The organism is Pedobacter sp. MC2016-24 (assembly GCF_015223055.1).
Taxonomy (GTDB): domain Bacteria; phylum Bacteroidota; class Bacteroidia; order Sphingobacteriales; family Sphingobacteriaceae; genus Pedobacter.
In genome coordinates this window covers 272,953-287,867 of the sequence record NZ_JADFBX010000001.1, presented here as the reverse complement: position 1 = coordinate 287,867, position 14,915 = coordinate 272,953, and the positions used below count along the sequence as shown (strand labels likewise).

Here is a 14,915-nt window from a genome sequence, read left to right as displayed (position 1 = left end):
CTAGTCAATCTTTAATCTTCTGATCATTTCAGTACTGTAAGTTCTGGCATGTTCCAATCTGTCGCCAAAAAAGTGACTGGTTTTTTCGAATAAGGCTTTGTAGCCATTGATATCGCCACAGCCTATTATTGTGGCCCATTCTTGTACAGATGAATGGAATTCGAGGTCGTCCGACCGGATCGATTTATCGTAAAGCGCTGTTTCGATAGATTCCTCAAAAAGCTCCTCGTTTTGAAACAGATATTCGACAATCCCCAATCTCAATCGGAATGGTGGTGTTTGACAGATGAGGTTATGGTAGGGGTTGATCTGCAGTTTATACCAGGAATAGGCCATGCTTAGTAAACTGAGGTGAGAATTGGGTTTACGGCTCTCTGCATGTGCGGATAAAGAAAATTCCCGCATCACGCTATCATCAAGCAATAAAGGACTGTGATCTCCATCCTGATCAAAAATAAATTTCTTTGCAGCATACAACTGCTGGCGGAAATCATCGGCACGTTCCATAATCATCATTTTAAATAAGGTTGATTCGGATTGTGCATAGCATTTAACTTGCTGTCTTGCATAGGGATTTAAAATGGCCAGACCTCCGTAGATATGTGCTTTATAACTGAAGATCCTCAGTGTTGTTAATATTTTGACATTGTCAATTCCACCGATATAGGATGCATTTTCCCAGGGGTAAAATCCAGCATTTCCCCATGCAGTTCCCATGCTTTCAAAACCAACATGGGTTACAGCCTGCGTATCGGCCACAATTTGGTCGTGCATGTGATAATCACCTATTTCAATCAGCTCTGATTTGAGTGTACTTAAAACGTCCATCATACGCTGGTAAGCTTCATCTGTGCAGCGATGCGGGATCACAATTAATTTTTGTCCTTCAGTTTGAAATGCTGGTCCATGCAAGGAGTGACAGGTGATGATGTGTACATCTGAGGGCAAATACTTTTCAAAGGCAAGAATTTCAGGGTGTTTTACAGAAGTTTGCCCGGCTACGATAGCACCATATTTTGTCGAGGAAGCATACAGGCCTACTACTTCAGCTATTTTTTCGGCCTCTACGTTGTAGAAGATGATGTCACACTTTCTGGAAACTTCTTTTCCATCCTGCATTACCGAAATCCCAAATGGGGTTAGCTCTGCGGCCAATGGCTCATACAGGTGCGGTAGATCTGCACCAAAAACAGCATATCCTGCCTTTGCAAATGATTTTGCATACAGCTTTCCCATGTCGCCAAGTCCGATTATTCCAATATTCATGCTGCAAATAACTCATTATATATTGTTTCTGCAACGTTTTTTTCCAATATAAGTTCACCAACATGGCATGTCAGGCTCTATACCAGCCACACTTTTTGTTATCTTTACTTGTCCCAATAAATTTGATGCAATTCATTATTACATGTCAGCTAAAATACGGAAACCTACCTTTGCAGATCGTATCATCGATTTTAATCACCATCTAAATTTTGATGGCGATTTGCCGCATGGGATCAGGATCATGAATCCATACCAGGAAAGCGAAACTGCCGTTCAGGTATCTGATCAGTTTTATAGAAAGTATTACAACGATCATGGCAAGCGTCACCTGATTTTGGGAATAAACCCGGGACGCTTTGGCTCCGGAGTGACCGGCATTTCTTTCACTGATCCAAAAAGATTGATGGAATATTGCGGGATTCCTTTTAATGGTAAGTTAACACATGAACCCTCTTCAGAATTTATTTATGAGATGATTACCGCTTATGGTGGGCCGGAACTGTTTTATGATAAATTTTACATCAGCTCGGTTTGCCCCTTAGGTTTCACCATCGCTGGCGATAGTGGTAAAGAAAAGAATTACAATTACTATGACAATAAAGAATTGCTGGCTGCAGCGTACCCTTTTATTGTTAAAGAAATGGAAAAGCAAATTAAGCTTGGCTTTGAAACGGATATCGTTTATTGTTTCGGACAGGGTAAAAACGAGCAGTTTTTAAGAAAGCTTAACGCAGAAAAGAAATTCTTTAGAAGAATCATTGCTTTGCCTCATCCAAGATACATCATGCAGTACAAGTCAAAAATGAAAAGTACATTTGTTGACGAATATTTAAAGGCTTTTAACGAGATCGCCTGATTAAAGTAGGAATAGATGGATAAACTAACGTTAAGAACAGTTAATGTAACGCGCTATGTAACACCTTTAAGGGAAGGTGGATCTATGCCGGCGATTGCAGAAGCTGACGATGGCTTTTTATATGTGCTCAAGTTTAGAGGTGCCGGGCAAGGGGTAAGGGCTTTGATCGCTGAAATTATTGGTGGAGAAATTGCCCGGGCAGCCGGATTAAAGATTCCGGAAATTGTATTCGCGAACCTGGATGAGGCGTTTGGACGTATCGAGCCTGACGAAGAAATTCAGGATTTACTTAGGGCTAGTGAAGGCTTAAACCTGGCGCTGCATTACCTTTCAGGGGCGATAACTTTTGATCCGCTTGTCACGACCGTCGATCCTTTAGAGGCTTCCAAAATTGTATGGATGGATTGCTGGCTGACCAATATGGACCGTACCGCCAGAAATACCAATATGCTGATGTGGCATAAAGAGCTTTGGCTGATTGATCATGGTGCTTCGCTATATTTTCACCATTCCTGGCAAAATTGGGAGGAACAGGCTTTACGCCCTTTTGCCTTGGTCAAAGATCATGTGTTGTTGCCTGCGGCTACTAAACTAGAAGAAGCAGATCAGTTTTTTAGGGCCTTGCTCAACAAAGAACTGATTCGTAATGTACTTGATTTAATCCCGGATGAGTGGTTGTGTGAGGAGCGCAATTTTGAATCTGTTACTGAACACAGACAAGCTTATCTTTACTTCCTTGAAACAAGGTTAGCCAATTCGGAAATTTTTGTAAAAGCTGCTCAGGATGCCAGAGAAACACTTATTTGAGTATGCTACCATTCGCGTTGTTCCAAGGGTAGAGCGTGAAGAGTTTGTCAATGTTGGTGTGATTGTATATTGCGCCAGGCAAAAGTTTTTAGGTGCACGTTTTATATTAATTGAGCATCGTCTTAAAGCTTTTTGCGGAGATCTGGACTTGGTAGAGTTGGAGCAGAATCTTCAGTCCTTTATCAGAATTTGTCAGGCTGGTCCGGATTCAGGAACGATCGGGCAGTATGATGCGGCATCGCGTTTCAGATGGTTGACAGCTACCCGTAGTACTGTTTTGCAAACCTCAAGGGCACATGCCGGTTTCTGTGAAGATGCTGAAGTAGAGTTACTTAAATTGTACGAACAGATGGTGCTTTAAAACGGCCTTCTTAAATAAACACAAAGAATTTTGATAATTTATTAAAACAATGGTTACTTTGCTGGCCAAAATAAAAACTAATTATGATCATAGAGCCTAGAATGCGTGGGTTTATCTGCCTTACAGCTCATCCGGAAGGATGCAAACAAAATGTAATCAATCAAATCAATTATATTAAATCAAAAGGTGTAATAGCCGGACCTAAAAAGGTACTTGTAATTGGTGCTTCAACAGGTTTTGGTTTGGCATCCAGAATTACCAGTGCTTTTGGCTCGGAAGCATCAACTATTGGTGTATACTTTGAAAAACCACCGGCACCTGGTAAAACAGCTTCGCCAGGATGGTATAATACAGCTGCATTTGAAGAACAGGCTCATTCAGCAGGTTTATATGCCAAAAGCATTAACGGCGACGCCTTTTCTGATGAAATCAAACAAAAGACACTAGCTTTGATTAAAGCTGATCTTGGTCAGATTGACCTGGTAATTTACAGTTTAGCATCTCCAAAGCGTGTGCACCCTAAAACTGGCGTTGTACACAGCTCAACATTAAAGCCTATTGGTACTGAAGTTTTTAGCAATAAAACAGTTGACTTCCATACCGGTATCGTTTCTGAGGTTTCAATTAACCCGGCTACTGAAGAAGAAATAGAAAATACCATTGCGGTAATGGGTGGCGAAGACTGGGAGATGTGGATGGATGCTTTGAAAGCCGAAGGATTACTGGCTGAAGGAGCAACTACAGTCGCTTATTCATACATCGGACCGGCCGTAACCGAGCCTGTTTACAGAAAAGGAACTATTGGTCGCGCTAAAGATCATTTAGAGGCCACAGCATTTACCATAGCTGATAAACTAAAGGATATCCATGGTAAAGCGTTTGTATCTGTCAATAAAGCACTTGTGACACAAGCCAGTTCCGCTATTCCTGTGATACCGCTATACATTTCATTATTATACAAAATTATGAAAGCAAACGGTACTCATGAAGGTTGTATCGAACAGATACAACGTCTTTTTTCAGAAAGATTATTTACTGGCGCCGCAGTTCCGGTAGATGAGAAGGGTCGCATACGTGTAGATGATTTGGAAATGGATCCTGCCGTTCAAACCCAGGTGGCCTCGCTGTGGACAGAAGCAACTGCTGAAACCTTACCTTTAATCGGAGATTTAGCCGGATACAAGACAGACTTCTTAAACTTGTTTGGTTTTGATGTTCCTGGCGTAGATTATACCAAAGACACCAATGAAATGGTAGAGATATCAGGATTGGTTTCTTAATTTAAACACTTATTTTTCAGTTCTTTGATCGGTCCTGGAAGTTTTTTTGATAAATAATCGGAAAAACTTCTAGGACCTTTTTTATAAAGCGTTGTCTTAAGGGCATAATTGATCTAAACCGTCATACTATGCTTCAATTTTGCACCTTATTTAATTCCAATTATTTGTCCCGTGGCTTAGCCATGTATAACTCTTTAGAGGAGCAGTGTGCTGATTTTCATTTGTACATATTTGCTTTTGACACCAACTGTTTCGATGTTTTGTCTAAACTGAATTTAGCCAATGCCACCGTGATTAGTTTATCTCAGTTTGAGAATAAAGATTTGCTGGCTGTTAAAGGAGACCGTACCGCTGCAGAATATTGCTGGACATGCTCTTCATCAACAATAAAATACTGTCTGGAAACTTATCATCTGGATCACTGTACTTATGTGGATGCAGACCTGTTGTTTTTCAGCGATCCAATAGTACTTTATAAGGAAATGGGAGAGAAGTCTGTTTTGATTACAGAACATCGTTATACGCCATGCTATGACCAATCTGCAACCAGCGGAATCTACTGTGTACAATTCATGACTTTTAAAAATACCAAAGAAGGAATGGAAGTGCTGAACTGGTGGGTTGACGCTTGTTTAGAATGGTGTTTCAATCGAATGGAGGACAATAAATTTGGCGATCAGAAATATCTTGATGATTGGACCACAAGATTCAATTGCGTTCATGTTTTAGCTAACCTGGGCGGTGGCGTTGCACCATGGAATGTGCAGCAGCACGATTTTAAAACGAAATCTAAAAATGTTAAAGGTTTAGAGTTAGCAACGGGTAAAAACTTTGATTTGGTGTTTTATCATTACCATGGATTTAAATATTCACTGAATAACAGTTATAAATTAAGTCCGGAGGTTTATCATCTAACCAGCAAAACCATAAAATCAATTTACCGTCCATATGTTAAAGCACTTTCAGTAGCAGAGTTTATGGTTAAAGCGTTAGACCAAGAAACAGAAACTTATGCCGTGACAAATGATATTGAATGGGTAAAAAAGGTTATTGGCCGTTCTTTACTTTTTAATTTGAGAGGCTTTTATAAAAATTACTACAAAGCGCGTTCTTTCAATTATAGTTTTTTAAACACATTTAATCTGTTCTAGAATGATATTAGAATAAAAAATTAAAATAGTAAATTAGTCCCCAGGTAAGATTTAGAAAAATGGGGATTATAAAAACTAAAAAGAACTTACTTATAGGAACTCTGGTTATAATTTTTGCTTTTGTTTTGTCTTGTAAAAAAGAAGAGACAGGAGACAGCGCAAAGATAAAACCTCCGGTAAGAAGTTACGTGGTCACTGCGAGAATTGATAAAAAAGGAACAAATTCCAATTCTCCCGGAACTGCCGTCTTGCATGGTGAATATAGCGAAGAGACTAAAATATTAAGTTACAAGTTGGAATATATGGATATTGTTCCACAGTTAATTACTTTGAGAAGCGGGGCGAAAGGAACAGTGGGGACGCTTGTAAAGGAGATTTATTTAGCCGGTACAAAGACTGCTTTGTCAGGAACCTATACACTGAACCCATTACAGGAGCGAACATTGTTAAAAGGGCAATGGTTTGTCGCCGTTAATACATCAGCAATGAACCCTGAGATATCTGGTATACTTACATTAAAACAAAAGTAGCAGCTTTAATATGGATGAGCAACCGATATACTCAAGATCAGAGGAGGATTTAAAGCTATGGGACGCCATTCGGAAACAGGATAAAAAAGTTTTCGAATCGTTTTATAAAAAATACTGTAAACAATTATTCGCTTTGGCTTACCAATATGTAAACCAAATGCAAATAGCAGAAGAAATAGTCCATGATGTATTTATTACCATATGGAATAAAGGCGACAAGTTAAATGTTCAGTACTCAATGAAAAGCTATTTATTTAAGTCCGTTGTCAATTCTTCTCTGAATTACCTTAAAAAGGAAAAGAGTTTGGCCGAAAAGCAAATTGCTTATCTGGCTTCACAGGATGGAGAGGCGGTTAGTGTTGAGGATAATGAAGAAGAGGAGGCATTACTGAAAAAGCTGGAAGAAGCGTTATCGCTATTGCCGGAAAAATGTAAACAGGTGATGTATTTAAGTCGTTTTGGCAAATTGAAACAACAGGAGATCGCAGATCAAATGGACATTTCCATAAAAACGGTCAAAAATCATTTAACCTATGGATTCCAAAAAATTAGAGCACACTTAGATATACAAAAACAAGTTATTATCATATTTTTATTAATTCTCTTAACTATAAACGGACGTTAAAGTCTGAATGCCATGGAAAAATTCGAAACAAATGAGGAAATTATTTACGCCCTGATCATCGACGATCTGGATGAAACAATTACTCCTGAAGATAAACTTATTCTTGAACACTGGCGTAGCGTATCTATTGAGAATGAGAAAACTTACCAGGATTTCCTGAGTATTCAGATCAATTTGGACAAATTATCCGAAGAAAGCGATTACGATGTCGATGCATCCTGGAATACGCTGGACAGTAAATTGTTAAGCCGTTCTGAAGATAGACCAACCATAAGCTTAAAACTCTGGTTGAGCATTGCTGCATCTGTTTTACTGGTTTGTTCATTGGGTTATTATTTCTTAGCTTACCCGGATTACCAGGTGATCACTACTGCTGAAAATGCCAAAGCAGTAACGCTTCCGGATGGTACTATTGTCAATTTGAATGCTGCAACCAGCATAAAATACAGTAAAAGATACTTTGAGCGGGACAGGAGACTTGAGCTGTTGCATGGGGAAGCCTTTGTACAGGTCATTAAACACGCCGGCCCGCAGTTTCATGTCGTATTGGGTGATGTAGATGCCAGAGATATTGGTACAAGTTTTAACCTTCAAAAAAACTCGGGTAGCATTAAAGTTATTGTGGAGGAAGGAAAGGTGTCTATGAAACATGTAAACTCAGGTGAGGAAATTATGCTGGTAGCAGGTAAAATCGGGATATACGACCTACAGACCAAAACACTACGCGCCGCTGATAATCCGGAAACAAATTATAAAGCGTGGTTAGACAAGAAATTCGAATTTAAAGATTCTCCTTTGCCAGAAGTACTTGATCAATTAGAAAAAGTCTATCAAACCAAGATTTCTATAGATGGTGCAGGCTTAAATGACAGGAAGTTAACGGCAAATTTACATTATGAAAGTTTGGATAGTGTTCTTGCCGTAATTTCTGCATCTTTGCAGTGTAAAACAACTAAATTGAAAGATACTTATATATTGTCTGACAATTAGTATGTGAAGCTTAGATTTCTTTTTCTTTCACAATGAGCCGTATTAACCTGTTTGTTTTTTTTTTGTTTTTCTGCCTGATTTGTAACAATCGGGTAAATGCACAGGTTCAAAATCCATTGGATCAATTGGTTAATATTAATATCGCCGCAGATTCTTTAATCAACAGTTTGCATAAGTTGGAATTAAAGACGAAGCTAAGTTTCGCCTTTGACTCGGATCAACTTCGTTCAAAAAGGAATTTACCATTTACCTTTGTTAAAGCTCCGCTTTCAACGATTATCGATAAGCTTTTGATTGGTACCGGCTTACACTATAAGCTTGTTGGAAATGACATTGTGATTGCGCCGAAAAAGAGCTCAATATGGACCATAAGCGGCCACGTTCGGGATGCCAATAATGGAGAGGAACTCATCGGTGCAACAGTCTCTATTCCCCAGCTTGACGCGGGAGTAAACACCAACCAGTATGGTTTTTATTCCATTTCCATACCTGCTGGAGTATACGAGGTACTCATCTCAAACTTAGGGTACCAGGCGCAAAAATTGAAATTAAATCTGACGGAAAACAAGGAAGAAGAGATCGAACTTTTTCTTAAAACCAATAAGCTACAGGAAGTCGAAATTAAACAATCGGCTATAGCTCCAAACCCGATCTTATCTAATGTTCAGAGTTTGAATGCCAAACAACTGAATAGTGCGACTTACTATAACGGCGAAATTGATGTGGTAAAGCGGCTACAGATGCAAAATGGCATCAAGGCTTTATCCGAGGGTAGTTCAGGCCTGTTTATCAGAGGTGGAAATGCCGATCAGAATTTGATTATTTTAGATGAGGCGGTGGTTTACAATCCTTCTCATCTTTACGGACTGGTTTCGGTTTTTAATCCGGATGTTGTCAATAACATTCAGGTTTATCGTGATTATATTCCTGCCAATTATGGTGGTCGACTTTCATCAGTTATCGTAAACCGAACTACAGAAGGAAATAGCAAAGAATTTCATGTGAATGGTGGGGTTAGTCTGATGTCTGGCAGACTGGCAGTAGAAGGGCCGATCGTGAAAGAACGCGGATCTTACGTAGTTGCATTCAGACGCAGTTTGCTGGATGTTTTTCATAGCAAATTTAAACTCTTTAACCCGCAGTCTGTTTATTATGACATTAACGCCAAGGCAAATTTTAAAGTGGATAAAGACAATACTTTATTTTATTCTGTGTATTATGGAAAGGATCGGTTGCTGTCTGAGAACTCTTACGCAAACAATTGGGGAAATGTAACCTCTACATTGCGTTGGAATCATATTTTTAATTCGCGGGTCTTTCTAAATTTATCAGCCATATATAGCGATTATAGTAATTTGCTTGACCTGAATGCGGATACTTTGTCGCAAAAGAGCCAATGGAACACCGGAGTTAAAGATATGACCCTGAAAGCTGATTATACTTATTTCCGGAGCCCTACAAACCAGATTAAATTTGGTATAGTGGGTACTTACCATCGGTTTAGTCCTGGTGAAGCCAGCAAGTCGCTCTCCGATGAGTTTAATATTCCTAAAGACCGATCGCTGGAATCTGCACTTTATTTTGCCCAGGAACTCCGTTTGAATAAGTATTTTGAGCTAAGTTACGGACTTAGGCTAGGTGTTTTTGTAAATGCTGAGCAAATGAAAAATGTATTTGATCAGCAGGGAAATCGAATTGAAAAAGAGGATGTAAAAAGTTTCGTTAATCCTGAACCAAGGATTAACATCAGTTATTTACCGGATAGCAGGCAACGCCTGTTTCTAACCTACAACAGAAGTTATCAATATTTGATGCTTGTTCAGAACAGTACACTTGCTTTTTCATCACTTGAGCCATGGATCCCGGCATCTACTTCCATTAAGCCGCAGTATGCAAACTATTTTTCTGCGGGTTATACGTTTACTCCGGATAAGTACATTTTTTCTTTAAACGGGTATTATAAAAAATTATACAATCAGATGGATCTGATTGGTCATGCGCAAATTATCCAAAACCCGGCAATACGCAGCCAGCTTAGATTTGGAAGATCCAGGGCTTACGGTATGGAGGCCCAAATTACCAGAACAGAAGGTCGTTTATCCGGAACACTCGCTTATAGCTATTCCAGGGTGTATAAAAAGATAGCCGATCTGAATTCAAACGAAGAATTTGTCGCAAATTATGACATTCCACATGAGCTGAAATTGTCTGCTTCATTTCAAGTCACCGATAGACTTTCCTTACAGTCTTTTTTTATATACTCCACAGGCAGGCCGCTTACTTTGCCCGTAGGTTATTACCAGCATGACGGGATCAATGTTCCGATTTTCGAAAAACGGAATCAATCCAGATTTCCGGAATTCAGCAGACTCGATGTTTCAGCACAATACCATTTTGAAAATAAGCTAACTAAGAGAAGAGCTTTATCGAGCTTCGTATCAGCCGGAATTTATAATTTGTACAATAGGAAAAATCCTTTATATTACAATCTCAATTCTGCCGGCATGGGGACCGCCAGTATAGAATATGCTTTCGGAATATACCCATGGGTTGCTTATAGTTTTAAGTTTTGATATGAAGAAGGTTTGCTATCATATGATATTGCTGATTTTGACAACAAGTCTGTTTGCTTGTAAGAAAACCAGTTTAGATCATACTTTCATGAAGCCTGGCCTGGTTTATGATTTAACTGTGGAGGGTGGAATAAACACCCTGGGCAACAATCAATACATCAGGTTAACAAAGCCTTCCACAGATCCGGCAACAGAACCAAGTCCCATCTCTAAGGCTTCTGTTGTTGTTAACGATGGGCGGGCAGATATTGTATTCCGGGAAAGTTCTCCGGGTATATATGTTGGTGTAACCAAGGGTGATCCAAATTATAACGAGGCTTATAAATTGACCATCAAATACAATAACGTGGTCTATACCGCGGTTGATACCCTGAGGCAAGTGGTTAATATTGTGGATGACTTTTTACCACTTTCCACTAAGAGCCCAACGGATAGTACGGTTACGGTTACAATTCCTAAACATACATTTGGCTATCTCAATGCGAATAAATGGTTCATTACTTATCGGGATCTCAAAACCACCAGTTCACCACCGCCATGGAGCCCAAGTAAGTTTGATCAATCGGCTTATTACAGTTATACGCACTTGCTTGGATCTCCAAATTCCCTGTATCCGTTAAATAACTTAAAACGGGATTTTACGATCAGGCAAACGGATTTGGTCATCATCTACAAAATGTCACTTTCTGATGCGTATGCAAAGTACTTATATGCGGTATTTATGGAGACAGACTGGAGCGGACTTTTTTCTGGGGTGCCGGTCAATGCCAAAGGTAATGTATCCGGAAATGCTCAGGGTTATTTTCACGCAATGGATGTGGTTCTAAGTAGCTATAGGGCGAAAGAATTATTGTAAATATTTATCGTTAAAAAACTATACCGCCAAAAAGCTGTTTGAGGCCAGTTTATCTGCGTTTTTATGGGGGTGTTGGTGTAAAAAATACACTTTAACGGCCTGATAATAAATGTGTTTTCATAGTTATGGTTTCGCTATAATGTAATATTTTAGCCAAAGTTTAACCCCGAACTATGAAGATTAAGAAAGTACTAATTGCCAATCGTGGCGAAATTGCCATTCGTATTGAACGTGCCTGCAGCGAACTCGATATTCAGACTGTTGCAGTTTATACGTATGAAGACCGGTATTCATTACACCGATATAAAGCTGATGAAGCCTATCAGATCGGAGCAGACAATGAACCGTTAAAACCTTACCTGGACATCAGGGCACTGATCGAAACTGCCAAATACAGTGGCGCAGATGCGATCCACCCTGGTTATGGATTCCTTTCTGAGAATGAAGAATTTGCTACCCAATGTGCAAATCACGGAATTATCTTTATCGGACCAAGACCCGATGTCATGCGTTCTCTGGGAGATAAAGTTACCGCAAAAACCGTGGCAAAGACAGCGGGTTTGCCGATTATTGAAAGCAATGAAGTTGATCTGGATACCCTGGACAAAGCTTTGTCAGAAGCGCAAAGAATCGGTTATCCCTTGATGATTAAGGCCGCTTCTGGTGGTGGTGGCAGAGGAATGCGAATTGTGAATGACAATGAGCAATTGGAAAAGGGTTTCTCTGAAGCCAGAAGTGAAGCAAAAAATGCTTTTGGCGACGATACCGTTTTTTTGGAAAAGTTCATCAACAGGCCAAGGCATATTGAGGTTCAGATTGTAGCCGATAATTTCGGTGAAGTTGTGCATCTCTTTGAAAGGGACTGCTCTGTACAACGTCGCTTTCAAAAAGTCGTGGAGGTTGCACCTTCTTTAAATTTAAGTCAAAACACGAAAGACCAGCTTTATCACTATGCCACGTCAATAGCAAAGGCGGTCAGATATAATAATGTGGGTACTGTTGAATTCCTGATCGACGAGCAGGAGAACATCTATTTTATAGAAGTAAATCCGAGAATTCAGGTAGAACATACGGTGACCGAGATGATTACTGGGATTGATTTGATTAAAACCCAGTTGTTTATTGCCGACGGTTATCACCTGGCAGATCAGGAGATCGGCATTAAAAATCAGGCCGCTATCCATTGCAATGGCTTTGCCATGCAATGCCGCATCACGACAGAGGATCCTGGAAATGACTTTAAACCGGATTACGGAACTTTAATTACCTATCGCAATGCAACAGGCTTCGGGATCAGACTGGATGAAGGAAGTACCTATCCGGGAATGAAAATTAGCCCCTTCTTTGATTCCATGCTGGTTAAAGTAAGTACCAGTGGTGCAACGCTTGAAGATGCTGCCAGAAAAATGAACCGGGCATTGCGGGAATTTCGGATCCGTGGTGTTAAAAATAATGTTCAGTTCCTGGAAAACCTGATCAATCACCCGACTTTTGTAAAAGGAAAAGCAACAGTCAATTTCATCCAGGAGCATCCTGAACTTTTTGAATCCAAAAAAAGACTCGATAGGGGAACCCGGATCTTAACCTATCTGGGGGAAGTATCAGTGAATGGAAACCCCGATGTGCGTCAGGTTGATGAGACTAAAAAATTCGATAAGCCAGTCGTGCCTGCTATAGATCATCAAATGGGCTATGCCAAAGGCACTAAAGATTTACTGACAGAACTTGGTCCTGATGGTTTCTCTAAATGGCTTAAAGCAGAGAAAAAGATCCACTACACCGACACCACATTCAGAGATGCCCACCAATCCCTGTTGGCTACAAGGATGCGTACTTATGACATGCTTAAAGTGGCCGAAGGTTTTGCTAAACATCATCCACAAACTTTTAGTATGGAGGCCTGGGGAGGAGCAACCTTTGACGTTTGTCTGCGATTTTTACATGAAGATCCATGGAGACGACTGGAAAAATTACGTGCTGCAATGCCAAACATTTTAATTCAGATGCTAATCAGAGGCTGTAATGGCGTGGGTTACGCAGCTTATCCGGATAATTTAATTGAGTCATTTGTAGAGAAAAGCTGGGAAAAGGGAGTTGATATTTTCCGGATCTTCGATTCCTTAAATTGGATGGAAAATATCACCCCATGCATCGACATGGTTAGGAAACGAACAGGCGGTATTGCTGAAGGTTCACTCTGCTATACTGGCGATATTCTAGATCCTAAACGTACAAAATACAGTCTGGACTATTATTTACGCTTGGCTAAAGACCTTGAAAATGCAGGGAGCCATATCCTTGGTGTTAAGGATATGTCAGGCTTGCTAAAGCCATATGCAGCTAAAGTATTAATTGAGGCTTTAAAAGATACGGTTAAGATACCCATTCATTTACATACGCATGATACCTCATCTTTACAGCCGGCTACATATTTAATGGCCATTGAAGCTGGTGTGGACGTGATTGATTGTGCATTAGGGGCTTTGTCGGGCACAACTGCACAACCTAACTTCAATGCCATTGTAGAAATGATGCGTTTTCATGAGCGCGAAAATCCATATGATATCAAATCTTTGAATGCGTACTCGAATTATTGGGAGGCCGTTAGGGAATATTATTACCCGTTTGAATCTGGTTTAAAAGCAAGTTCAGCAGAAGTGTTTGAGCATGAGATTCCCGGGGGGCAATATTCCAATCTGAAGCCACAAGCTATTGCTTTGGGACTTGGAGATAAGTTTGAGTTAATTAAGGAGCGTTATGCGGATGTAAATGATTTATTTGGTGATATCGTCAAAGTGACCCCGAGTTCTAAAGTGGTGGGGGATATGGCGCAGTTTATGGTGGCAAACGACATCACTCCGGCCGACGTTTTTGAGCGTGGCGAACAATTGTCCTTCCCCGAATCTGTGGTTTCATTTTTCATGGGGGAGATTGGACAGCCGGAAGGTGGTTTTCCGGAAAAGCTTCAACAGATTTTACTCAAAGGTAAGACGCCTTTTACCGACCGGCCAAATAAGCATTTAGCGCCATTGCACCTGGAAGAGGAATATGAGCTTTTCAAAACTGAATTTGGAGATGACCTGAGCTATACGATGTATCTTGCGTATAAGTTCTATCCTAAAGTAACGGCCGAGGCCATTCGTATATTCAGGTTGTATGGGGATGTTTCCGTAATTCCAACCCCATTTTTCTTCTATGGAATGAAACCTGGTGAAGAAACAACGATTGAAATTGCCAAAGGGAAGACTTTATTGGTTCGTTTACTTTCTATAGGTCCCGCTGACGATAAAGGAATGCGTACTGTCTTTTTTAAATTGAATGGTCAAACGCGTAATATTGAAATTCAGGACAAATCCATCAAGGTTGTGAAATTGGAGAACCGTAAAATTGATAAGGGCAATCCTGTTCATATCGGATCGCCCTTACAAGGTATGTTGTCTAAGATCTTTGTGAAGCCAGGCGATCCGATAAAAAAGAATCAGCCTTTATTCATGATCGAAGCAATGAAAATGGAATCAAATATTTCTGCGATTGCGGATGGTACAGTGAAATCAATCACACTTACTGCCGGAACGATGGTCAACACAGATGATTTGGTTTTAGAACTGAATGGATAAAAA

12 protein-coding genes are annotated in these 14,915 nt (G+C 40.0%); 11 read left to right on the top strand and 1 reads right to left on the bottom strand.

Annotated elements, in window-relative coordinates; all coding sequences use genetic code 11:
• Positions 1-1,266, bottom strand: coding sequence for a prephenate dehydrogenase (locus IM797_RS01380; protein WP_194125299.1), 1,266 nt, complete (start codon positions 1,264-1,266; stop codon positions 1-3).
• 142 nt (positions 1,267-1,408) lie between these two features.
• On the opposite strand from IM797_RS01380, the gene IM797_RS01375 reads away from it, so the two are divergent.
• The 11 genes from IM797_RS01375 to IM797_RS01325 all read left to right on the top strand — a co-directional run bounded on the left by IM797_RS01375 (position 1,409) and on the right by IM797_RS01325 (position 14,912).
• Positions 1,409-2,122, top strand: a complete 714-nt coding sequence (locus IM797_RS01375) for a uracil-DNA glycosylase family protein (RefSeq protein WP_194125298.1) — start codon at positions 1,409-1,411, stop codon at positions 2,120-2,122.
• Between the two features lie 15 nt (positions 2,123-2,137).
• Entirely contained in the window at positions 2,138-2,929 is a 792-nt protein-coding gene (locus IM797_RS01370; protein ID WP_194125297.1) for a HipA family kinase, read from the top strand.
• Complete coding sequence (locus IM797_RS01365) at positions 2,907-3,290, top strand: DUF3037 domain-containing protein (RefSeq protein ID WP_194125296.1); 384 nt, start codon at positions 2,907-2,909, stop codon at positions 3,288-3,290. The genes IM797_RS01370 and IM797_RS01365 overlap by 23 nt, the downstream gene beginning before the upstream one ends.
• Before the next feature lie 83 nt (positions 3,291-3,373).
• Positions 3,374-4,570, top strand: a complete 1,197-nt coding sequence (fabV, locus tag IM797_RS01360; protein WP_194125295.1) for an enoyl-ACP reductase FabV — start codon at positions 3,374-3,376, stop codon at positions 4,568-4,570.
• 128 nt (positions 4,571-4,698) lie between these two features.
• Entirely contained in the window at positions 4,699-5,721 is a 1,023-nt protein-coding gene (locus tag IM797_RS01355; RefSeq protein WP_194125294.1) for a glycosyl transferase, read from the top strand.
• Positions 5,722-5,780: 59 nt separating this feature from the next.
• Positions 5,781-6,251, top strand: coding sequence for a hypothetical protein (locus IM797_RS01350; protein ID WP_194125293.1), 471 nt, complete (start codon positions 5,781-5,783; stop codon positions 6,249-6,251).
• Between the two features lie 10 nt (positions 6,252-6,261).
• Entirely contained in the window at positions 6,262-6,876 is a 615-nt protein-coding gene (locus tag IM797_RS01345; protein ID WP_194125292.1) for an RNA polymerase sigma factor, read from the top strand.
• Between the two features lie 12 nt (positions 6,877-6,888).
• Positions 6,889-7,866, top strand: coding sequence for a FecR family protein (locus IM797_RS01340; protein WP_194125291.1), 978 nt, complete (start codon positions 6,889-6,891; stop codon positions 7,864-7,866).
• A 62-nt stretch (positions 7,867-7,928) separates the two neighbouring features.
• Positions 7,929-10,439, top strand: a complete 2,511-nt coding sequence (locus IM797_RS01335) for a TonB-dependent receptor (RefSeq protein WP_228098669.1) — start codon at positions 7,929-7,931, stop codon at positions 10,437-10,439.
• 1 nt (position 10,440) lies between these two features.
• Positions 10,441-11,295 (top strand): DUF4249 family protein, encoded by an 855-nt coding sequence (locus tag IM797_RS01330; RefSeq protein WP_194125289.1) that lies wholly within the window; start codon positions 10,441-10,443, stop codon positions 11,293-11,295.
• A gap of 173 nt (positions 11,296-11,468) precedes the next feature.
• Complete coding sequence (locus IM797_RS01325) at positions 11,469-14,912, top strand: pyruvate carboxylase (RefSeq protein WP_194125288.1); 3,444 nt, start codon at positions 11,469-11,471, stop codon at positions 14,910-14,912.
• Positions 14,913-14,915: the final 3 nt, after the last annotated feature.